Origin of the sequence: Fretibacterium fastidiosum, assembly GCF_964642095.1 — a bacterium.
Taxonomy (GTDB): domain Bacteria; phylum Synergistota; class Synergistia; order Synergistales; family Aminobacteriaceae; genus Fretibacterium; species Fretibacterium fastidiosum.
This window is the reverse complement of sequence record NZ_OZ209244.1, coordinates 1,815,886-1,837,095: the sequence shown is the minus strand read 5'-3', so window position 1 is coordinate 1,837,095 and position 21,210 is coordinate 1,815,886. Positions and strand designations below refer to the sequence as shown.

Genomic DNA, 21,210 nt, shown 5'->3' with positions numbered 1-21,210 from the left:
AAAACGCCCTTGCGAAAAGGCCAAAGGGCACGCTCATCCTGCCCTCGCCACAAAAAGGGACCGTCCCCGCAAGGACGGTCCGGCGCAAAAGTGCTGCTTTTTAAGAGGGCTGCCCAGAGGAGCGCCCGTCACTCGTCGTTCCAGGAGTCAAAGTACCCGGAGACGTGTACGACGGGAGTTCCCCGATCCCCGCTGCCGGACACCAGGTCGCACAGCGAGCCCAGGAGGTCCGTATAGCGCCGCGGCGTCGTACCGAGGGCGTTCCGGGACTCCGCCAGCCCCGACTCCTTCCCATCCGACGCGGGCTTGGAGCGTATGGCCTCGCGTACGGCCGCCTCTGCGTCCCCGGAGGCGTTGTCCGCCACCATCTTGAACTTGATCTCCGAGGGCGTGCCCCGCAGCCCCTCCGTGAACCCTGGGGACACCACGGGGTCCGCCAGCTCCCAGATGCCGCAGGCGGGGTCCTTGAAGGCGCCGTCACCGTACACCATAGCCTCCACCCTGCGTCCGGACCGCCGCAGGACCTCCTGCTGCAGGTCCAGGGCGAAGCGCTCCGCGTCTCTGGGGAAGAGCTTCACGCTGCCCTCCCTGGAGAAGTTGGACCCCAGCAGGCCAAACTCCGCGTTGTACCCGCCCCCGTCGCGCAACGGGGCGTTGCAGATTTGGTCCAGCGTCAGGACCGACGCGCCCTGCTCTCTCAGAAGCGCCGCATAGGTGCCTCGCTGGTGGATGTTGGCCATGATGACGCACTTCGTCGCCTTCAGGACGTTCAGGGGGTTGTTCGTGAAGTGGACCTCGATCCGGTCCGGAGCCACGCCCCTGTAGAGCTCGACGTAGTCCACGCCCGTGAAGGGGTGGCGGTACTCCCCGAAGCGCCGGCGGAACTCATCGAGGCCAAAGCACTCCGGCAGGCCACTCGCGCGCTTCAGGTACTCCATGGGGTCCACCAGGTGGTTGCCCACCTCGTCCGCGGGGCAGGACAGGAAGAGGTGCACTCGGCCCCGAATGGCCTTCGTCAGCGCCTTGAACAGGGGGAAGAACCGATTGCGGCTCAGGATGGGGAACGCGACGGCCACCTCATCCGAATCCAGCTTCCCCGCGACGTCCAGGGCGATGTCGTCCAGGGAGACGACGTTGCCCTGGGCCCGCGCCAGCAGGGATTCCGTCACCGCGACGACATCCCTGTCCCGCAGGGCAAAGGGAGCGTAGGGGGAGCGCGCCGCCTCGATCAGGCTCTCCGCCACAATCCGCACCAGGTCGTCCCCCCGCTGGATGACGGGCAGCCGAATCCCGTGGGCCTCAACTCCGACCCGACGCCGGTGCCCTTCGGGCCCGCCTCTTTCCACCCCGTGCTTCTCTTCCATAACTTTCAGCCTCCAGATGCCGCCGTCCCCCGCCTCGACGCGGAGGGCGGCAGAGTGTGATACCGTATTTTTTCTATTATAATACAAGCAGGAGGGTCCCGTGTGGCGCCCCGTCGCCACCCTTTCCCGAAAATCATCGAAAGGGTCCGTGGATTGTCGATTTTCTGTCTGAAAAGCGATAGAATAGCGGGGACAGTGCGGCAAAAACGCATCGAGGTCCGCGTTCCCAAACATGCGGACCCCAGGGCGCTCCAGGACGTGTCTTTGACCGACCGCCCCACGTCGATGGGGGCGCCATTCAAGCCGGAGGTGGCATTCATGGAAGATCTGTATCGCAAAATAGACTTTATCGTATCCGGGGGCGCGCTGGAGTACCTCTCGGAGTTCCTCAGGTCAAAGGGGCTGACCGCCCTCATCCTCGAACCCAGGGAGGCGGGCTACCAGGTTCTGGACGCCGTGGGGCTGTCCCCCGACTCCCTGACGTTCCAGGAGGCCGACCTGAAGCTGGGGCCCCTCTTTCCCCAGCGCCCCCCCAAGGGCTCCTTCGAGGTGGAGGCGGCGCGGGGCAGCGACCCCTGGCCCTGCGTCCTCCGCATCCGCGGGGCGCAGTGGGCGATCTTCGTCCTCCTGGGAAAGCGGCCGGAGGACGCCCTGCTCTCGGAGATTCAGCCTTACGCCGGGATGATCCGTCTGTGGCAGACCTTCCAGAAGATCGACGCCACGGAACAGCGCCTCTCCCGCCTCTCCTACATGATCCTGACCACGAAGAACACGCTGGCGTCCATCTTTGAGCCCATGCCGCTGCAGTACTTCACCGCCTTTCTGGCGGACGTCCTGCGCGAGAGCCTGTTCCCCAAGACCGTGACCATCCTCAACGACGACGGCACGGCCCTGACGCCGATCGCCGGCCGGGCCGACTCCGTCCCGGACCGGACGGGGGTGTATCAGGAGGAGCACCTCCCCCCGACCCCCGTCCTCACCCGGTCCGACCGCGCACCCTTCGAGGCAGTCCTGCCCATCGCGGAGGAGCCCCTCCGCCTCTTCTGCGTCCTGACCTGGGACAACCTGCCGGACGCCCACGTGCTGAACTTCATGGAGCTGCTGGGGAACCTGGCCGTCCGGGCCATCGCCATCAATGCCCTGAGAGAGCAGAGCCGCAGGGCCTCCGAGGAGAACCTCGCCGGGGAGTTCACCGCCATGACGCTCTCCAACGTCCTGAAGGTCCTGAAGGGCGCGCCGGACCGGGCCCACTTCTGCTCTCTCTTGGCCGACGTCCTCATGGAACAGGGCCGCCTCCCCAACTGCATCCTGGCCATCTGGGACCAGGCGCGCGGCGGGTACGTCTGCGCGGCCAAACGGACCAACCGTCTGGCCGACGACCCCGACGAGGGCGTCCTCCTCACGTCCCTCCCCGTCGCCGCTCCACTGGTCCACGAGGCGCAGATCGACCTCAGGGACGTCAGCGCCGACACCGCCCTCAAAGCCTGGGGGCTCGGCAAGTGCCCGTGGGCAAGCATGGCCTCCATGACCTGCCTCTTCCCCATCTGCGACGACCGGTCCCTGATAGGGCTCGCCGCTCTGGGGTCGGACGACCGCGCGACGCCGACGAAGGATCAGCTGGCCGCTCTGCGCCTCATCGCACAGTTCTCAGCCTACGAGTTCCATCGGTTTTAAGGACTGATATGATGAAGGGACAGCCATGAAGCCATTCCGACCTGCCGCCCCATCCTTCGGCCTCCTGGACGAGGCGTTGTCGGCGCTTCTGCCGGCGGATGACGGAGACTCGGCCCTTTCGGGGCGGCAGGCCGCCTCCCTTTCGACGGAGCAGCTGCTGGCCTCCCGTGATGCGATCCTGGATCAGCTGCCGGTCCCCCTCGTCATCAGCGACGAGCAGGACCGCATCCTGTACGCCAACCGGGCTCTCCTCTCCCTGATCAACGGCCCGGAGGACTTCCTGAAGGGCAAAAAACTCCCCTCCATCCTCGTCCCCAGGGCAAAGCTGGACCCTCACTCCGAGGACGCGCAGGACCCGGCGGAGCGGGAGAGGCAGGACCTTCCAGACGGGCAGGCCCTCATCCTCCTGGGAGCCGAGGGGGTGGCCCTGCCCGTGAAGCAGCTAACCGGCTCCGTGACGTGGAACGCGTACAAGCTCACGCTCTCCGCGCTGTTCGACCTCAGCGAGCAGCAGGCCGCCAACGAGCGCCTGCTGCGCATCGCCTACTACGACTCCCTGACGGGCCTTCCGAACCGGGACTGCTTCATGGACTCCCTGAACCAGGAGCTCCGCAAGCTGAACAGCGCGGACGGCTACACCTTCAGCGTCATCCTTCTCAACATGGACCGATTCAAGCTGCTCAACGAGCAGTACGGCTCCGACACCGCGGACAAGGTCCTGATCGAGGTCATCGAGCGCACCAAGACCATCCTCCACGGCTTCGCCACGATCTTCCGCACGGGCGGGGACGAGGTGATGGCGATCCTGAAGGGCGTGAGCTCACAATCCTACCTGGAGTCCACCCTGGACCGACTCTTGAAGCTCATCTCCCTCCCCATCTGGATCGACGGGGACAGCGTGTTTCCAAGCGCCTGCCTCACCGCAATGCTGGACATCCCGAAGGACTTCTCCGCGCTTCAGGTGCTGGGAGGCCTGTCGAGCTCCATGAAGGCGGCGAAGAAGCGCGGCCTGGGCTGCGTCCTCTTCGTCTCCCCCGCGACGGAACATCGGGACAAGGAGGCGAAGCACAAGGATATCCTGAAGGTCACTGCGGAGATCCAGACCTCCCTTCTGAACGACCAGTTCATCCCCTACTTCCAGCCCATCTACAACACGGCCACCATGCAGCTCCTGGGCTTTGAGACGCTGGCGCGATGGAGGCATCCAACGGGCGACATCCTGCCGCCTGGCGCCTTCATCCCCGAAGCGGAGGAATCGGGCCTGCTGACGGCCATCGACCGATCCATCGTCTCGCAGGCCCTCGCCGTCATGGAGAGCTTCACCAGGAAGTACCCCAATCTGAACTTCCACCTCAACGCCAACGCCTCCGGGCTCTCGCTGAAGGACGCTTCGTTCTTCGACTTCATCGAGGGGAAGTTGAAAAACGTGACCTTCCCCACGGATCGCTTCACCCTGGAGATCACGGAGGACGTCCTGATGGAAAACCTGGGGGAGGCGCGCGGACGCTTGGAAAAGCTTAAGAAGCTCAACATCAGCGTCGCGCTGGACGACTTCGGGACGGGCTACTCCTCGCTGCAGTACATCAGCCAGCTGCCCGTGGACAGCCTGAAGATAGACCGCTCCTTCATCGATCAGATGCTGAAGTCCAGAAAGACCGCAAGCCTGGTGAAGAGCGTCATCGAGATGGCCCGCTCCCTCAACCTCGGCATCGTGGCGGAGGGCATCGAGACGAAGGACCAGAACCAGTGGCTCGCGGAGTACAACGTGGCGGGCCAGGGCTTCTTCTTCTCCGTGCCGCTCCCCGTGGAAAAGGCCGATGAGTTCCTGAAGGACGTCTCCGTCTTTGCCGAACTCATCAAGGAGATGCCGCAGCTCTGACGTCCGGCGCCAAATCCCCTAGCGGCTCCGCCTCTCCTCCATGGCCTCTTCCAAAGTGACGTCTGCAGCAAGGACTCCAAAGAGGGATTTCGCGACGTCCACCCGATCCTGACATGGGGTTGATAGCTTCGCTGCTCCCCTGCCGCCCTTTGCAACATCAATTCCTTTCGCTCCTACAGGTGCAAGGGGCTTCTTCAAGTTGGCACTCACTTCGGACACGGCGATGGACATAGAGCACACCTCCTGGTCCTCATTATACACTTACCGCAGGAGACGGGATACGACCTGGCCACGGAGATCACGACAAGTCTGTCCCACTCCCGGCACACGAAAGCGGCGGGGGCCACGCAGGCCCCCGCCGTCGATGTCGCTGTTGCCAGTCCGCGCTACCCCTTGTGGTGTGCCATCATCACCGCGCCGGCGATGGAGAGCAGCTTCGCGCGCATCGGGTCCGCGCGGCTCGTGAGGATCACGGGCGCCGCAGCGCCGATGATGAGCCCCGCCGTCTCGCTGTCCCTGGAAAAGTAGGTGATGGACTTCGCCAGGACGTTCCCCACCTCGATCTGGGGCACGAACAGGATGTCCGCATGTCCGGCCACCGGCGAGTTGATCTTCTTGATCTTCGCGGCCTCCTCGTTGATGGCGTTGTCCAGGGCCAGGGGGCCGTCCACGATGCAGTTTCGGATCTGGCCGCGCTGGTTCATCTGGACCAGCGCGCAGGCGTCCAGCGTGCAGGGCATGTCCGGGTTCACCACCTCAACCGCCGCGAGGCAGGCCACCTTCGGGCACTCCACGCCCAGCGCCCGCGCGAAGTTCACCGTGTTCTGAAGGATGTCGGCCTTCTGCTTCACGTCGGGGTACATGTTGAACGCGGCATCGGCGATGAAGAGGACGCGGTCGTAGCCGGGGATGTGGTGGAAATAGCAGTGGGAGATGGTCTTGCCGCTGCGGAGGCCGACCTCTTTGTTCAGCATTCCCCGCAGGAAATGGTCCGTGTGGAGCTGGCCCTTCATGTAGATGTCAGCGCGCTTCGCGGAGACCTCCGTCACGGCCACGATGCCACACTTCGCCTCATTGCGCTCCTCGATGACGTTGTAGTCCTTCTCGGAGGCGCCCGCCTCCTGGATGCAGGCCCTGACCCTGTCGGGGTTGCCCACCAGCGTCGCCTCCACCATCCCGGCCTTGCGGGCCTCCTCGATGGCGGCGATCAGCCCCGCATCCTCCGCCATAGCCACGGAGAGGCGCTTCTTCCCCTTCTCGGCGCAGAGCTTCTTCGCTCCCTCGATCAACTGCGACAACGAACGAATCTGTTCCATAATGCAGCATCCTCCTTCAAAATGAGATTTGCGAATATGTCAGGGGGCCGCCCCCTCACTCCAGCCAGTTCTGAATGCGGTCCAGGTAGAGCTTCAGAAGCCGTGCGGCCACCGGCCCCGGCCGCCCGGTCCCAATCCGCTGCTCCCCGACCCGGACCACGGGCAGCACCTTCTTCACGCTCCCCGTGATGAAGGCCTCGCTGGCGCGCGGCAGCTCGTCAACGCGCGGGCAGCGCTCCTGCGTCTCGATCCCCTCGGCGCGGGCCAACTCCAGAATGACGCTCCGCGTCGTCCCCTTCAGCACGCGGGAGAGGGGGGCCGTCACAAGCCGACCCTCCAGGACGAGGAAAAAGGTGCTGTGCCCCGCCTCCGTGATCTCCCCGTCGGGGCAGTAGAGCACCTCAAAGGCGCCAGACCGCGACAGGGCATAGGTCGTGCGGTAGTCCACGCTCTTCACGGCGGGGTCTTTCCGCCCGAAGGGCAGGGGCGCCAGGGCAACACCTTCTTCGTAGGCCTTGCGGGGGGGCGGGGAGAGCTCCTCGAAGATCATGAAGAAGCGGGGGGCCGTAAAGCCCTCCACGTCGTCGAAGACGTCGCCTCCCGACAGGTACACCTTGACCTGAACGTCGCCCCCGGCCCGGGCCAGCCCCTCGCGCACCAGGCGCTTCATGTCCTCCATGGAGAGCGTCGGGCGGATGCGCTCGCGCTCCGCCCCGTTCAGGAGGCGCTCCAGGTGAGGCGTCAAGAGAAGCGGCCGCCCTCCATAGGTCCCGATCACTTCAAAGACGCCGACGCCCCGCTGGACGAGGAGGTCGCTCAACGGGAGCGCCGCCTCCTCCGGCGGGGTGAAACGTCCGTTCACGTAACACAGTTTCATGAGAAGCGTCCCTCACTTCATTATAAAACCAGGCGGGCGAAACCGGTGGCCGCTTCGCCCGGTCTTTACCTTTTGCTTTCCCTGGGGATATCCCTCGGACGGAGGAAGGGGTCCTGGGCGAGGCTCTGGCCCAGAGAAGCGTCCCGGTCGGGGAAGGCCAGGATGGAGAGCGACAGCCCCACCTTGTCGTCGTTCCCCGACGTCCGGTCGTCCATGAAGTGCAGGTCCCACAACATGCAGTCGGTGGACCATTGAAGGCTGTAGATCGCCTCGTCCATCATGGCCTCTTCCAGGTCGTAGCTCCCCCGGAACGCCGCATAGACCTCGCGCCCCAACGGGAAGCGCACCTTCTGGTGAATCCTCTCCGCACTCCGATACTGGTCCCACAGCATGGCGCTCTTCCCCCACGCATACCGGCGCTCGTAGGCGGAGCCCATCTCGAAGGCCCCCAGGCGATAGCGCAGTCCCACGAAGCTCTTGAGCATCTGCTGGTCCGCGTCGTCCCGGTCGTAGAACCAGGCGGCGCCCCTCAGGTCCGCAAAGAGTTCCACCTCCGGGCTGAGAGGCCTCTCGAAATAGCTGTGGGCCTCGAGTCCCCACCGGGACGTGAAATCCCCTTCCTGAGCCAGGAGCTTCTCCCGATAGCTGCCGAAGGAGGCGGCCAGGCTGAGCCAGGCCCAGGGGGAGGTCCTGAACCACGGGGTCTGGAGGACCAGTTCCGGCTCGCGGTCCAGGCGTCCCTTATACTTGTGGAGGGAGTCCTTCTGGTCCTCCACGTACTCGTCCCGCCGCCAGTTCAGCCGCGCGCGCCAGCCGTCGCGCTCGTAGATCAGGGAGGCGGAGGGGCGCCAGATCGTCTCCGACCAGGCGTCGTCCCACGAGTACTCCATTTGGGCCAGGAGGCTGAAGTTGTGGCCCAGGTCCTGCTCCACCGAGAAGAGCCACTCGGCCCCGCTCCTGCCCGCCCAGGCGAAGCCCAGCGAGAAGGACCCCGTCTCCCATGCCAAAGTTCCCGTCAGGCCGCCACCGGTGCCGCGGGAGTCGCTGTGCTGAACGTAGGGGAGCACGGAGTAGCGCACCGCCCGCCGTTTGATCTGCACCACGTAGTCCAGCGGGGAGGTCATGATGTAGGTCCTGCCCAGGTAGATTCGAGGCTTCTTCGCCACGATGCGCTTGCCGGGGACGAAGGAGATGCTCTTCGACTCCAGGTGGTAGTGGGGATGGTCCAGCACGCAGGTCGTCAGAGAAACCTGCCGCCACTGAGCGACGTAGTCCTCGGAGCCACCGACCCGTCCCTTCACGACCCCGCGCTCCACGGCCATGTCCCAGGGCATGACGTTGATCTCCCCGCCGTAGACGTAGAGCGTCCCGTCCTGGAGGGGCATCTTCGTGGCGGCGCCGGTCATCACCCCCTCCTGGTTCACCAGGTCGTAGTCCAGGTGGTCCCCCAGCAGCGACCTGCCCTCCCGGCTCATGATCACCCGCTCCCCCGGCAGCGGCATGGCCTGCACCTTCTGAGTCTCGGCGTCGTAGTCGATGCGCTCCGCCTGGATCGTCGTCCCCTGGTAGCTCAGGCTCGCCTTCCCCTCCGCCCTGGCCTGCCCCGTCGCGTCGTTGAAGGAGACGCGGTCCGCGTTCAGGACCACCTTCTCGTCCGCCCCCTGAGCGGGAAGGGACGCTGAAGCCATCAAGAGGAGCACAAGCGCCAAAGTCCGCGCCGCGGCCGCAAGGCCCCGGACAGAGACGCCCTTTGCCCCCGTCATCCCAAGGGTTTCGTCCATTGGAGCTGACCTCCTTTTTCCAATAGGACCACTCCCGTCCGGTCCATGCTGGCCTCCGGAGCCGACAGGAGAAACTCGTCGTCGTAGAGCGTCAGCCCTCTGGGAAAGACGAAGTCGCCGCTGGCCTCGGACCAGAGCAGCCGGGGGCTCTCCAGGTTCCAGATTCGGGCGGGCGCCTCGAGCGTCCCCAGGAGGCCGTTGACGCAGGCCGTCCTCTCGTCGTTGGAGTAGACGCCCTCCGCGCCGAAAAGATACCACTCCCCGCCCTCCCTGATCTGCCGGCGGACGTCCACCGACCGGACGGCGACGAGCTCTCCCCTGCGCTCCAGGTAGGGGACGCGGACGTGCCAGACGTCGCCCGACACCTCGCGAGCCAGCTGCATGTTCTCCATGACGAGGCCCGGTATGTTCATCAGCCCCTCCCGCAGGAGGTCCACGTCGAGCCGCATGTCCCGCATCGCGTAGCGCACGAGCGCCACGATGCCGACGACGAGGACGCCCATGCCGACCTTTACCCGACTGACCTTCATGGCTGCCCCCTCTCCGGCAAGACGCCTGAACCCGACCTCACCAGACGACCTTCCACGCCATCCCCTCGCGCACGATGCCCAGGGTGCGCGTCACCAGGGAGCGGAACATCAATACCCTCCGGTCGGTGATCACCTTCGCCCGCTCCTCGCCGATCCACTCGATGCGGTACTCCTCCTTCAGGCCGGCGCGAAACTCCGCGGCCCGCGCCACCTCCTTCGCGAAGTTCTCGCGGGAGATGACCCGCCGGGAGGCGTCCGAGAGCATGTCGTACATCTCCCCGGCGCGATTGGCGGCCCACAGGCTCAGGAACTGCCGCAGCACCTGTTCGCGGCTCACGTAGGAGTTCTCCTCATTCAGCTGCCTGGGCGTCCCTCCCCCGCTGCGGCCCGAAGAGGGGGCGTCCCCGGAAGCCGCACCCCGCTCCCGAACGGACCTCACGAAGTCCGCCATGCCGCGCGAGTCCTCGGAGAGCAGCGGGGGGATGGGACGCGGGGCAGCGGGCGGGATGGGCTCCTTCGGCTTGATGACCTTCGGCTGCTCCCCCGACGGCGGCCTGGGCGTCACCTTGCGGACGGACTTTTTTCCCCTGGAGGGGAGGTCCACGACCACCACCTCCGGGGCCGCGGGGGCCTCCGGGGCTTCAGGCTCCCTGACCTCCAGGGGGCTGAAGGCGAAGACACGCTCGCCCCCTCCCCCGATCCCCCGGATCACCAGGGCAAGGTCGTCGTCCGCCTGTTTGGGGAAGAACACGAGCCCCTGCACGACGCCGGACGCGGGCGCGTCCAAGGCGGAGTCGTAGCGGACGGGGCGAAGGCGTTCGCCCGACGAGGTCAGGAGCGCCACGTTGTCCGGCACCGGCGTCAGGCTCACGGGGGCCGCCCCGAAGGAGTAGACGCTCACCAGAAAGGCCTCCGAGCTGTCCAGGCGAAGGTCCGCGACGAAGGCGCTCCGATAGGCCTCCTTCTGGACCTCCGTCATGCCCCGGCGGGCCGCCTCGGCCTCCACCCAGGGCTCAATCAGCGCCTCCGGGTAGTGGAGCACCCAAACGTAGCAGTCCTGCCCCCAGTGCGCCGCCGTACACCGCTCCAGGATGCGAAACGCCTCGTCCGGAGCCTCCTGGGCCCCTGCCCGGCGGGAGCACGTCAAGCCAAGGGCCAACAGCACCGCGACAAGGAGGGACGACCTCCATCGCCCTCCCCTCAGGCGCCGCGGGCAGACACTGGACACCCACTGAATCAAGGCGTCAGCGCACCTTCTGCTCCGGCGGCAGATCAAAGTTGCCCGGCGCTCCTCCGTCCTCCGTCGTCTCCGGCGGGGCGGTTCGACGGGTCCTCTCCGGGTTCAGGATCTTGTCGCTCTTGATGATGGTGTCGCGGTCCGGGTCGTAAGAGGGAGCCTGCGATGGGTCCGACGGACGCGGCGCGTCGCCCCCCCGGACGCTCTGCTGAATGGCGGACAGTGGGTCTACGCGCAGGCTGTCGGGGATGGGGTAGGCGTAGACCTCCACGTCGCCCGAAGTCTGCACGAAGGTGATGGAGCCCTCCGGGATCCGGATGGAGTTGCCGCGGATAAAGAGGCCGCCGATCAGCCCAACGGGCCCCAGCAGCGCAGCGCCGGCAATGCTAGCCGCCCCGGCGCCGACGATGGCGCCCTCGCCGCGGTCTCCCGTCTTGCGGGCCTCGTCAATGGCCTTCTTCGCCGCTTCGCCGACGGCCACCGGGGGGCGCTGGGGCCCCAGGGGCTTCAATCCGTTGAACGTCAGGCGCACCTCGCCCGGAACGCCGAACACGCGGGGCTTCACCACCTCGCGGACCTCCGTCAGGACCAGGGAACCGGCGGGGGCCACAAGGCACTGGTCCACGACCAGGTCGTTCGTCAGCTCGATGCGAACCTGGTCCCCTTCCCTGTTCTTGGCCGGGCTCAGCTCGTCCATAAAGCGCAGCCTCAGCGGCACGTTGCCCGGAAGGGTGACCACACGGAAGGTGACGGGGTCCGTCACCAGCGTGGACAGGAGGTGTTCCACCCGCATCGCGATGGGCTTGCCGTGCTGGACCTCCCCGTCCAGGTCCGCTTCCAGCGTCTCGAGGCGGCTGACGGCCGATCGGGAGGCGTAGATCTTCTTGTTGACGATCCACTCCGCGACCCCCAGCTTGAAGATCATTGAGGGCTGGTCCTCCGTGCCGACCTCGAGGAAGTTCAGGATCGCCGCATGGCGCTCGGCGATGGTGCCCGGAAGGCTGCGGCCGAACAGCGCCTCCTCCACCGAGGAGAGCCGCTCCGTGAGGCCTCCCTTGGAGGTGTCGCCGTACACGATCGTCTCGATGTGCTCCATCATCTGCGCCGAGGAGCTCTTGTCCCCGTCCTTGGCCCCCGCGCCGCAGGGGACGGCCATGGAGAGGAGCAACGCGGCCGCCAACAGCAAAAACGTTCTTTTCAAGGTCAATATACCTCCCTCATTGTCTCTTGGGCCAAAGGGCTAACCGCGGTCCGCGCGCTGGCGCTCCAGGGCCATGCCCACAAAGCCGGCGAAGAGTGGATGGGGCCGGATCGGTCGGGATTTCAGCTCCCCGTGGAACTGCCCGCCCACGAACCAGGGGTGCCCCGGCAGCTCCACCAGCTCCACCAGGTCCTGCTTCGGACAGACCCCGGCCACCTTCAGCCCAGCCCCCTCCAGGCGTTCGCGATAGGCGTTGTTGAACTCGTAGCGGTGGCGGTGGCGCTCCGAGATGTGGAGCGTCCCGTAGGCGCGGGCGGCCAGCGTCCCCTCCGTCAGGTCGCAGGGGTAGGCCCCCAGCCGCATCGTCCCCCCCAGCCTGTCGATGTTCCGCTGTTCCTCCATCAGGTGGATGACGGGGTGCAGGGTGGAGGGGTCCATCTCCTTGCTGTGGGCGCCGTGCAGGTGGCAGACGTTGCGCGCGTACTCCACCACCATCATCTGCATCCCAAGGCAGATCCCCAGGAGGGGGACCCGGTTCTCCCGCGCGTACTGAATGGCGCGGATCATGCCCTCCACGCCCCTAGGACCGAACCCGCCGGGGATCAGGATGCCGTCCATGGAGCCAAGGACGCCCGCGAGGTCGCAGGAGTCCAGGTCCTCCGCCTCGACCGAGTGGACCTTGACGCGCACGTCGTGGTGGATGCCCGCGTGGTGGAGTGCCTCCACCACGCTGAGGTAGGCGTCCTTGTGCTGGACGTACTTGCCCACCAGCGCGATGTCCACGGATTCCTGTGGGTTCATGAAGCGGTCCACGACGCGGCTCCAGTCCGAGAGGTCGGGCTCCGCGTCGCAGGGGAGCTCCAGGTAGCGGAGGATCAGGTCATCCAACCTCTGCCGGTGCAGGGCCATGGGCACGTTGTAGATCGTCGGCTCGTCCATGACCTCGATGACCGCCTCGGAAGGGACGGTGCAGAAGAGCGCGATCTTGTTCTTCATGCCCTGGTCCATGGGGTGACTGGTGCGGCACACGAGAAGGTTGGGCAGGATGCCGATGCGCCGCAGTTCCTGGACGCTGTGCTGGGTGGGCTTCGTCTTGAGCTCCTGCGCCGCCTCGAGCCACGGGATCAGCGTGACGTGGCAGTAGACGACGTTCTCCCGCCCGACGCGGTTCGCCATCTGGCGTATCGCCTCCAGGAAGGGCTGGCTCTCGATGTCGCCAACGGTGCCGCCGATCTCCACGATCAGGACGTCAAGCCCTTCTCCGGCGCGCACGAGGCGCTCCTGAATGTCGTTCGTGATGTGGGGGATCACCTGCACCGTCCCCCCCAGATAGTCCCCCCGGCGTTCCCTCGCGATGACGCTGGAGTAGATCTTTCCCGTCGTGATCGTGTTCTGCTCGCTGAGCGTCTCGTCGATAAAGCGCTCGTAGTGCCCCAGGTCCAGGTCCGTCTCGGCGCCATCGTCCGTCACGAACACCTCACCGTGTTGAAAGGGGTTCATCGTGCCGGCGTCCACGTTCAAATAAGGGTCCACCTTGAGGATGGAGACCTTCAGGCCCCGCTTTTTCAGCAGGGTGCCCACGGATCCGGCCGTAATCCCCTTCCCCAGCGAGGAGACCACGCCGCCAGTGATAAAGACGTACTTCACCATTCCTCGATGCCCCCTTGGACTTAACGGTTGACAGTTCTCGACGACTTATACCAATTCGCGTTTAATGATTGCCTCCCCTGAAAGGGGAGGTGGTTCGCGTCAGCGAACCGGAGGGGTTGTTTCTCAGGCTCAACACCCCCCAGCCCCTTCGGGGCAGCCCCCCTTGCAGGGGGGCCTTTCTTGCCCTTTAGACGCAAATTGGTATTAGTCAGTGTTTCTTTCAGTGCCCCGCCGAGTGGCCGGGGCGGCCTCAAAATAAAAAACGGGGCCAGAAAGGCTCTGACCCCCGTCTTCTTTACAATGTGGAATCACTTCAGATATTTCAGAGGGTTGACCGGGCTGTTCCCGTTGCGAACCTCAAAGTGGAGATGCGGCCCCGTTGAGCGTCCCGTCGTTCCAACCCTTGCGATATTCTCTCCCTGCCTCACCGCCGCCCCCTGCTTCAGCAGGAGGGTGCTGCAATGTGCGTAGAGCGTGGACTGCCCGCCCGGATGCTCGATGACCGCCACCTTGCCGTAGCCGCCCATCCAGCCCGCATAGGCCACCCGACCGTCCCGGGCGCAACGAATTGCCGCACCCCGGCTGGCCTTGATGTCGATCCCCGTATGGAAGTCCTGACGACGCGTGATGGGGTGCCGCCTCCAGCCAAAGGGGCTGTTGATCCGCCCCATGATCGGCCATCGGTAGGAGCGGGAGGCCTTAACGGCCCCAGGCGCCTCCTTCTGCTTCGCGTTCTTCGCAACCCTGGGCGCAGCGTTCCTGGCAGGGGCGGACTTCTCCGCCTTAAGGGGTTCCTCGTGGGTGACGGCCAGGGCCTCCGGCCTTGCGCCGGGAAGGAAGATTTCATCCCCCGGCTTCAGGGCAACCACGTCAACGGTGTGGTTCACCTGGCGCAGCTTGGCCAGCTCGACCCCGTAGCGCTTGCAGACGGCCTCGATCTTCTCCCCCTTGCGCAGGGTGTAGAAGATTCCCTCCTGGTTGGGGATGCGGAGGGTCTGTCCGGGGTGCAGGGTCGCCTTGAAGACGTTGCTGCCCACAAGCGTGTCCAGCTCTATGTTCTGGGAGTTCGAGATGGACCACAGGCTGTCTCCCTGGGCCACCACGTAGGACGAGACCTTCAGAGGCTCGACCTTCTCCCGCAGGGCCGCCACGCGGGCCTGCCGCGTGCGAACCTCCTCAAGGGTTTCTTCAATTTTGTCCGCGTCTTTAGGGATCAGGAGAAGCTGATTTTCGGCCAGGCGATTGGCGTCCTTAAGCCCGTTGGCCCTCAGGATGTCCTGAGCGGTGAGCCCGCCAAAGGTCAGAGCGATGTCCGAGAGCGTCTCGCCCGACTTGACGACGTGCTCCTTCCAGTCGGTGCCCACCTCCACAAACTGGGGGACAGGGTCTGACGGGATGACGTCCTCCGCTAAGCGGGTACCGTCGTCCTGAGCGCTCAGGACGATGCTCTCGTAATCCGACAGGTACTTGGGAAGGGGGCCGAAGTCCTCCTTCAGCGGAAGCTCGCTGACCTCGGCACGGACCTCGGATTCCGCCGGCTCGGCGGGGAGGGAGGCCATCGGCTCCTCCCGATCGTCCTCCCCGATGACCTCCAGGGGCGCTGCGGCCAGGAGGTCATCGCGTTGCATGTCGCTCACGTCGAACGCGAGGAAGCCCTCCTCCGCCACGACCCCCTCGTTTTCCCGATCCTCGACTCCGCCCCACGCCACGCCGGAAAAGCGTTCCCAGGCGGAGAACATCAAAAACGAAGCCAGACCAAAGGTGAAACAGACGACGACGCAAAAACCCCAACAAAAGTCCAGCGAAGCCTTTTTTTCCCTTCCTCTGCGCTTCTTGCCTTCAGCAGGAAAAACCTTTCGATCCGGCGTTCGACGATCGAATGTCCTCAAAGACAACTCCTCCCGACATGCCTTCGCCGCGCGCGGATGCGGTTCCGGCACAAAGCTCGTCATAAGACAAAGTACGATACGTGAATTATAGCACAAGATGCCGCATAATCGCCCGACGCGCGCGAAAGTTCCGTCCCGCGCCCCAGGCGTCGGGTCAGGCCAGCTTTATGGACATCAGGAATTCGTGGTTGTCCTTCGTCTGCTTGAGCTTGTCGAGGATCAGGTTCAGCGCCCCGGCCTCGTCCACCCCAACGATTCGCTTCCGCAGAGCCCAGAGGCGGGCCAGCTCGTCCTCGGGGATCAAGAGCTCCTCCCGCCGCGTCCCGGACCGCGTGATGTCGATGGCGGGGAATATCCGCTGTTCCGCCAGCTTGCGCGACAGGTGCAGCTCCATGTTGCCCGTTCCCTTGAACTCCTCGTAGATGACGTCGTCCATGCGGCTGCCCGTATCCGTCAGGGCCGTCCCGATGATCGTCAGGCTCCCGCCCTCCTCGAAGTTTCGGGCAGCGCCGAAAAAGCGCTTCGGGAAGTAGAGCCCGGAGGGGTCCAGGCCTCCCGACAGGGTACGGCCCGACGGCGGGACCGTCAGGTTCGAGGCGCGGGCCAGGCGCGTGATCGAGTCCAGGAGGATGACGACGTCGCGCTTTGCCTCGACCAGGCGCTTCGCCTTCTCGATGGCGAGGTTGGCCACTCGAATGTGCTCGTCCGCAGGGCGGTCGAACGTCGAGGCGATCACCTCTCCGTCGATGGAGCGGGAGATGTCCGTCACCTCCTCGGGGCGTTCGTCGATCAGGAGGGCCATCAGGATAATGTCCGGCGAGTTCGCGGAGATGGCCTTGGCGATGCGCTTCAAGAGCGTCGTCTTGCCCGCCTTGGGGGGCGAGACGATCAGCGCGCGCTGCCCCAGGCCGATGGGGGCGAACATGTCCACCAGGCGCGTTGCCCAGTCCCCAGGGCCGGAGTCCAGGTTGATTCGGACGTTGGGAAAGATGGGCGTCAAGTGGGCGAACATCGGACGATGTCGAGAGGACTCGGGGTCCGAGAAGTTCACCGTCTCCACGCGCAGGAGCGCCTCGTAGTGCTCCTGGTCCCGCGGCGGGCGGATCAGGCCCCAGATGACGTCCCCGTTCCGAAGCCCGAAGCGCCGAATCTGGGACAGCGAGAGGTAGACGTCGTTGTCCGTCGGCAGCATCCCCTTGGGACGAAGGAAGCCGAACCCCTCGGGCAGGATCTCGAGCGTCCCGCCACCGAAGCGGTAGTTCATGCTCTCCGCCTGGGCCTTCAGGATGGAGATGATCAGGTCGTCCTTGTGCATCGTGGTGGGACCCGCGACGTTGAACTCCCGCCCGATCTTCCGAAGGTCCGTGAGGGTCTGGGCCGCAAGGTAGGAGTAGGTGTGCTTGGGCTTCGGATGGGGCGTCACCTCGTGAACCGACGCACGGGCGTAAGGTGCCCGTGCCTCCGCCGGCTCGTCGGGGGCCGGCTCGAGAGGGGCCGGTGATTCCCCGTCCTCGACGGGCTGGACGACCTGCGCCTCGGACGCGGAATCAGGTTCCGCCCCATACGCCGTCGTCTCCTCCATCTCATCCACCGGTTCGTCGGGCGCCGGCACCTCCGGTTTCGACGCCTCGGAGGGCTCCACCGCCTCCACCCTCCGGGCGTCCGGAAGGAGCAGGAGCTGTTGGGAGGTCTCCGCTTCCTCAATTTTTTTCGCCGCGTTCTTCGGCGGCCTGCCCCGCGGGCGGCGCACCTTCACCACCGCGCTCTCCTCCGCCGGGGAGGAACCTTCCGCCTCCTCAGGCTGCGTCGCCTTCACCTCTTCAAGGGCCTCCGCAGGCTCCTTCACGCGCGGCGGCCGTCCCCTCCTGCGAGGGGTCGCCGCCTTCTCGTCAAGAACCTTCACCATAACCGCTCCAAGTTCTGTTCGTTGTGCTTCATCGTCTTTCACCTCAAAAAAATTTCACCTTAAAGCGAACACCTTATACCAAATCGCGTTTAAAGAAGGGCAAGAAAGGCCCCCCCTGCAAGGGGGGCTGCCCCGAAGGGGCTAGGACTGACGGCCCGTGAGCGTCAGCGAACGGCTGCCGGAAGGCTCCCCGAAGGGGAGGGGTGTTTTTCATAAGACGCGCCTGTCTGACATTCCCCGTCAACGCCTCCACAAGGCAATCAATTACCTTGCTTCGGCTCAGCCGACCGACACGACGCCGACCGCCTGTCGGCGTCCGTAAGTCGTGTCGTCTGGCTGAGCTGCGGAAGTCCCCCGGACTTCCTTCGCCCTCAGCCGATCGGCCGGCCGCCGCAATCCTCCCGAAAGATCGGCTTGCGTGAGGCCGGTCGTCTGGCTGAACCCCTCCGCCGCCCTTGGCGGCACCTCCCCTTTCAGGGGAGGCAATCCACATTAGACGCGATTTTGTATTTAGAAAGAAACGCTAGCTAAATCGTTGGGAACTGCCCGCCGGAAAGCTCCCCGAAGGGGAGCGCAGCCCCATTTAAAATTTCACGGAACGCCCCTTTTGAAAAAATCGCCGATCCTTCGTCGCGCTCAATCCGTGCCGTCCCCGGACCGGGCGCAGCGTCAATAGATCTCAAAATGAAAGTGCGGCATGATCTCGGTCAGGCATTGGATCGTGACGGTGTACACCCCCCGCGGCAGAGGGGAGCCGTCCTCCTTCAGCAGGCAGTACATCCGCGTGCCCGACGGCGCGGAGAGCTCATAGGTCTCAGCCTGCACCCGCTTCTGCCCCCAGTCCCAGGAGAGGTCCATCGAGCTGTTCGTCTCAAGACTGCTGTAATCGAAGCGCACGAACACCTGCCTTGCCCCATAGGGAAAGCGCGAGGCCGTCCCTGCCAGGAAGCGGCGGTCGTCAAAATCGACGCTGACCGAGACGTTGGAGATCGTAAAGCCCTGCCGCGGATTGAGGCTGTTCTTCCGAACCACCCAAAAGGACAGGATCGTGAGCGCCATCGCAAAGGATATCAAAAGCAGAGGAAAAAAGGATTTGTGCTTCACCGGACATCACGCTTCAGGCATTGTTTTTGTCTTTATTGAGAACGTCTTTTCCAGAGCGATACCAATCCTCAAGCTGCACCGCCACCCGCTCCAGGCGCTCCAGCGGAAACCCGTCGACGGAGAGGGCGCTGCGGCCCGTCGTGCCGTCCACCGCCCCCGCGCCGACGGCGGCCCTCAGGACCCGCCCCTCCTCGCCGGGGGACAGGCCCACCCACCGGCCCGAGGCGGCAGACAGGAGGGCGGCCAGCGCGTACCCGCCCCAGTTGGAGACGTCCGCGGGGAGGCAGACGGTTGCAGGCACGCGGGACAGACAACGCGCATACTCCGGGATCAGCCGCTTCAGCGGCTCGTAAAGGGCGCCCATTCCGGCCTCGTTGCCCCCGTCACCGATCCCTATGACGGGAAGTCCACGCTCCAGCGCGTGGGCGGCCAGGTCGTCCAGGGGCACGACGGAGGCCGAGATGTCCCTCCCCCTCATGTTGTAGTACCGTCCGTCTCCGGCGCGCCCCGGACGTTCCAGAAAGACCAGGAGGTCCGCCCCTTCCAGCGCGTCGGGGTGAGGGCGATCCATCGCCGCGACGGGGGGACCGCCCAGCGCGGTGGAGCAGGCGGACAGGACGAGGCTGTTGCGGGAGTCCGTCACCAGCCGCACCCTCCGGCCCAGGAGCTCCAGGGCCCGCCCCAAGACGACGCTTCCCGACGGTCCGTCCGTCTCCGGGGCGCCGGCCGACGCGATAAAGAACCCCGTCACGATCGCCACGCCCTCGGCCGCCAGGCAGAGGGCCAGGGCCTCCTCCCAGGCGGAGGGGCGGGAGAGGGCGGGAACCTTTCGTCCCCCCAGGTCAGAGGCGACGATCCGCAGGAGCGCCCCGACGTCGAGGCCTCCGCAGTCCGCCGCCGCGGACGCTCCTTCCCCGGAACCCATGTCAGTTCATCTTGTGGATCAGGTTCAGCAGCTCCGGGCTCAGGTTCTTGTGCTCGGTCCAGGAGCGCTCCAGGTCGCTCAGGACCAGCTTGTGGTTCACGTTCCCCACCATAAAGCCGCTTTTTCCGATCAGCAGGTTGTCCGTCGCAAAGGCCCCCATGCGGGTGGCGAGGACGACGTCAAAGGACGTGGGGCTTCCACCCCGCTGGATGTACCCCAGCACCGTGACCCGGGCGTCGTACCCTCCCGTATCCTGAAGCTTGTCCCGCATCTCCGTGGCGGACATGACCCCCTCCGCCAGGATGATGAGGGTGTGGCTCTTGTGCTCCGCATGGGACTCTCGAAGCAGCTTGCAGAGGTTGCCGATGCTCAGGGGAATCTCCGGAACGACGGCGTACTCCGCGCCGGAGGCCACCGCAGTCTCAAGCGCCAGGAAGCCGGCGTTGCGCCCCATGACCTCGACGATGAACAGGCGGTCGTGGCTGGAGGCCGTGTCCCTCAGGCGCATGATCGCCTCGAGGGCCGTGTTCACCGCCGTGTCGAAGCCGATGGTCTCGTCCGTCCCCGCCACGTCGTTGTCGATGGTGCCGGGAATGCCGATGACGGGCATCCCCATCTCGTGCAGAGCCTTCGCGCCATGGAAGGACCCGTCCCCGCCGATCACGACCAGGCCCTCGATTCCCGCCTCCTTCATCTTCAGGAGGGCCGCCTCGCGCCCCTCCTGGGTCTTGAAGCGATCGCTGCGCGCGGTCTTGAGGATCGTGCCACCCCGATGGATGATGCCCCCCACGGAGGCCCGGTCCAGCACCTTGAAGTCCCCTTCGATCAGTCCCTCATAGCCCCGCATGACGCCGATGCACTCCTTGTCGTTGTAATGACAGGTGCGGGCCACTGCGCGGATGGCTGCGTTCATGCCGGGCGAATCCCCTCCGCTGGTCAATACGGCGATACGATCCATGGCGTTCCCTTCCTTTCCTGAAATTACCTGCCCTGCAGCTCATCGATGCGGGAATTGACCTTGTTCAATTCCTGGTCGATGGAATCCACCTGAAGTTGAAGCGCACCGCGCTCCTGGTTCAGCTTCTCGAGGCGCTTGATCAGACGATCCAGCTCAAGCCGGTCCATGGCCCTGCCGTTCCCCAGGGCCCCCTCCACGTCCTTCGTGATGTCCCAGACCCACATGGCGTCGCCACGGGGGGAGATCGCCTGACTGATGGCGCCGTCCAGGACGAGGCGGATGTCCTTCGCCCCCTTGAGGAGCTCCGCGCCCGTCTTGGGGTCGTACCGCGGGAACCAGATCATCCCGTCCCGCTCCCCAAGGATCTTGACGTTGAACCGCTTGTCGTAGTCCGTAGGGTTGTAGCGCTTGTTGCCGATCCACAGGCTGATGTGGCGATCGAAGGGCTGAGCGTACATGGGGAGGCCCTCCACGTAAAGGGTCAGCTGAAAGGCGATGGCGTCGTGGAAGTTCAGCGTCTTCAGGAGCGTGTACTTGTAGTTCTCCGTCTCGTCCCGGGTCCAGAGGTTCTTCTCCGCCTCGGCCTTCACAAGGGCCTCAACGTACTCGTTGGAGTAATAGACCACGCTCACCTTCACCCTCTGCGCCTCGTCGCGATCCGCGAAGTCGCTGGTGCGCGTCCACCTCGCGAGCTCCGGCAAGTCGGCCGCAAAGGCCGCGTGGGGAACGAGGCATATCGCAAGCGCCAACACAAGCCATACCGTCTTTTTCATGTTTGAATGATTTCCCTTCATCATCGTAAGAAGATAAAATTTAAAGATAGAATTTCAGAGCAGATAACGCTTCAAACGCAAACGTCAACGGGGCTACACCATGATTATACAACAGAAACGCGCGTTTCCGCCGCTTTTTTCACTTC

17 protein-coding genes are annotated in these 21,210 nt (G+C 65.1%); 2 read left to right on the top strand and 15 right to left on the bottom strand.

Going from position 1 to position 21,210, the window contains the following annotated elements; genetic code table 11:
• Positions 1-128: 128 nt before the first annotated feature.
• Entirely contained in the window at positions 129-1,364 is a 1,236-nt protein-coding gene (locus tag ACK28C_RS08245) for a coenzyme F420-0:L-glutamate ligase (protein ID WP_015556267.1), read from the bottom strand.
• A 318-nt stretch (positions 1,365-1,682) separates the two neighbouring features.
• On the opposite strand from ACK28C_RS08245, the gene ACK28C_RS08240 reads away from it, so the two are divergent.
• Both ACK28C_RS08240 and ACK28C_RS08235 read left to right on the top strand, forming a co-directional pair.
• On the top strand, positions 1,683-3,038 hold the full coding sequence (locus ACK28C_RS08240; RefSeq protein ID WP_409152043.1) for a hypothetical protein: 1,356 nt from the start codon (positions 1,683-1,685) through the stop codon (positions 3,036-3,038).
• A gap of 25 nt (positions 3,039-3,063) precedes the next feature.
• Positions 3,064-4,917: a bifunctional diguanylate cyclase/phosphodiesterase gene (locus ACK28C_RS08235; RefSeq protein ID WP_015556268.1), complete on the top strand. Its 1,854-nt coding sequence runs from the start codon at positions 3,064-3,066 to the stop codon at positions 4,915-4,917.
• A gap of 18 nt (positions 4,918-4,935) precedes the next feature.
• Here ACK28C_RS08235 and ACK28C_RS08230 read toward each other — a convergent pair whose 3' ends face one another.
• The 14 genes from ACK28C_RS08230 to ACK28C_RS08165 all read right to left on the bottom strand — a co-directional run bounded on the left by ACK28C_RS08230 (position 4,936) and on the right by ACK28C_RS08165 (position 21,064).
• Entirely contained in the window at positions 4,936-5,148 is a 213-nt protein-coding gene (locus tag ACK28C_RS08230) for a hypothetical protein (protein WP_015556269.1), read from the bottom strand.
• A gap of 155 nt (positions 5,149-5,303) precedes the next feature.
• Positions 5,304-6,233 carry a bifunctional enoyl-CoA hydratase/phosphate acetyltransferase gene (locus tag ACK28C_RS08225; RefSeq protein ID WP_015556270.1) on the bottom strand — a complete coding sequence of 310 codons (930 nt, stop codon included), beginning with the start codon at positions 6,231-6,233 and terminating at the stop codon, positions 5,304-5,306.
• A 55-nt stretch (positions 6,234-6,288) separates the two neighbouring features.
• Positions 6,289-7,110 (bottom strand): aminotransferase class IV, encoded by an 822-nt coding sequence (locus ACK28C_RS08220; RefSeq protein WP_015556271.1) that lies wholly within the window; start codon positions 7,108-7,110, stop codon positions 6,289-6,291.
• A 65-nt stretch (positions 7,111-7,175) separates the two neighbouring features.
• Complete coding sequence (locus ACK28C_RS08215) at positions 7,176-8,891, bottom strand: hypothetical protein (protein ID WP_409152042.1); 1,716 nt, start codon at positions 8,889-8,891, stop codon at positions 7,176-7,178.
• The gene (locus tag ACK28C_RS08210) at positions 8,870-9,421 is read right to left on the bottom strand and encodes a hypothetical protein (protein ID WP_015556272.1); all 552 of its coding nucleotides are present in this window, start codon (positions 9,419-9,421) and stop codon (positions 8,870-8,872) included. Before ACK28C_RS08210 ends, ACK28C_RS08215 begins: the two co-directional genes overlap by 22 nt.
• A gap of 37 nt (positions 9,422-9,458) precedes the next feature.
• On the bottom strand, positions 9,459-10,580 hold the full coding sequence (locus ACK28C_RS08205) for a hypothetical protein (RefSeq protein ID WP_208872795.1): 1,122 nt from the start codon (positions 10,578-10,580) through the stop codon (positions 9,459-9,461).
• A gap of 85 nt (positions 10,581-10,665) precedes the next feature.
• Positions 10,666-11,859: a hypothetical protein gene (locus ACK28C_RS08200; protein WP_409152041.1), complete on the bottom strand. Its 1,194-nt coding sequence runs from the start codon at positions 11,857-11,859 to the stop codon at positions 10,666-10,668.
• 39 nt (positions 11,860-11,898) lie between these two features.
• Entirely contained in the window at positions 11,899-13,509 is a 1,611-nt protein-coding gene (locus ACK28C_RS08195) for a CTP synthase (protein WP_015556273.1), read from the bottom strand.
• A gap of 308 nt (positions 13,510-13,817) precedes the next feature.
• On the bottom strand, positions 13,818-15,398 hold the full coding sequence (locus ACK28C_RS08190; protein WP_208872800.1) for a LysM peptidoglycan-binding domain-containing M23 family metallopeptidase: 1,581 nt from the start codon (positions 15,396-15,398) through the stop codon (positions 13,818-13,820).
• A 154-nt stretch (positions 15,399-15,552) separates the two neighbouring features.
• On the bottom strand, positions 15,553-16,821 hold the full coding sequence (gene rho, locus ACK28C_RS08185; protein WP_279369743.1) for a transcription termination factor Rho: 1,269 nt from the start codon (positions 16,819-16,821) through the stop codon (positions 15,553-15,555).
• Positions 16,822-17,973: 1,152 nt separating this feature from the next.
• Positions 17,974-18,336 (bottom strand): hypothetical protein, encoded by a 363-nt coding sequence (locus ACK28C_RS08180; RefSeq protein WP_409152040.1) that lies wholly within the window; start codon positions 18,334-18,336, stop codon positions 17,974-17,976.
• An 85-nt stretch (positions 18,337-18,421) separates the two neighbouring features.
• Positions 18,422-19,333, bottom strand: coding sequence for a DUF4392 domain-containing protein (locus ACK28C_RS08175; RefSeq protein WP_409152039.1), 912 nt, complete (start codon positions 19,331-19,333; stop codon positions 18,422-18,424).
• A 1-nt stretch (position 19,334) separates the two neighbouring features.
• Complete coding sequence (gene pfkA / locus ACK28C_RS08170) at positions 19,335-20,291, bottom strand: 6-phosphofructokinase (protein WP_015556275.1); 957 nt, start codon at positions 20,289-20,291, stop codon at positions 19,335-19,337.
• A 23-nt stretch (positions 20,292-20,314) separates the two neighbouring features.
• Positions 20,315-21,064: a hypothetical protein gene (locus ACK28C_RS08165; RefSeq protein ID WP_015556276.1), complete on the bottom strand. Its 750-nt coding sequence runs from the start codon at positions 21,062-21,064 to the stop codon at positions 20,315-20,317.
• Positions 21,065-21,210: the final 146 nt, after the last annotated feature.

Coding starts and splice junctions, on each gene's coding strand:
- ACK28C_RS08240 (WP_409152043.1), top strand. CDS start 1,683: ATGGAAGATCTGTATCGCAAAATAGACTTTATCGTATCCGGGGGCGCG.
- ACK28C_RS08235 (WP_015556268.1), top strand. CDS start 3,064: ATGAAGCCATTCCGACCTGCCGCCCCATCCTTCGGCCTCCTGGACGAG.
- ACK28C_RS08165 (WP_015556276.1), bottom strand. CDS start 21,064: ATGAAAAAGACGGTATGGCTTGTGTTGGCGCTTGCGATATGCCTCGTT.
- ACK28C_RS08210 (WP_015556272.1), bottom strand. CDS start 9,421: ATGAAGGTCAGTCGGGTAAAGGTCGGCATGGGCGTCCTCGTCGTCGGC.
- ACK28C_RS08225 (WP_015556270.1), bottom strand. CDS start 6,233: ATGGAACAGATTCGTTCGTTGTCGCAGTTGATCGAGGGAGCGAAGAAG.
- ACK28C_RS08195 (WP_015556273.1), bottom strand. CDS start 13,509: ATGGTGAAGTACGTCTTTATCACTGGCGGCGTGGTCTCCTCGCTGGGG.
- ACK28C_RS08245 (WP_015556267.1), bottom strand. CDS start 1,364: ATGGAAGAGAAGCACGGGGTGGAAAGAGGCGGGCCCGAAGGGCACCGG.
- ACK28C_RS08215 (WP_409152042.1), bottom strand. CDS start 8,891: ATGGACGAAACCCTTGGGATGACGGGGGCAAAGGGCGTCTCTGTCCGG.
- ACK28C_RS08175 (WP_409152039.1), bottom strand. CDS start 19,333: ATGGGTTCCGGGGAAGGAGCGTCCGCGGCGGCGGACTGCGGAGGCCTC.
- pfkA (WP_015556275.1), bottom strand. CDS start 20,291: ATGGATCGTATCGCCGTATTGACCAGCGGAGGGGATTCGCCCGGCATG.
- ACK28C_RS08230 (WP_015556269.1), bottom strand. CDS start 5,148: ATGTCCATCGCCGTGTCCGAAGTGAGTGCCAACTTGAAGAAGCCCCTT.
- ACK28C_RS08220 (WP_015556271.1), bottom strand. CDS start 7,110: ATGAAACTGTGTTACGTGAACGGACGTTTCACCCCGCCGGAGGAGGCG.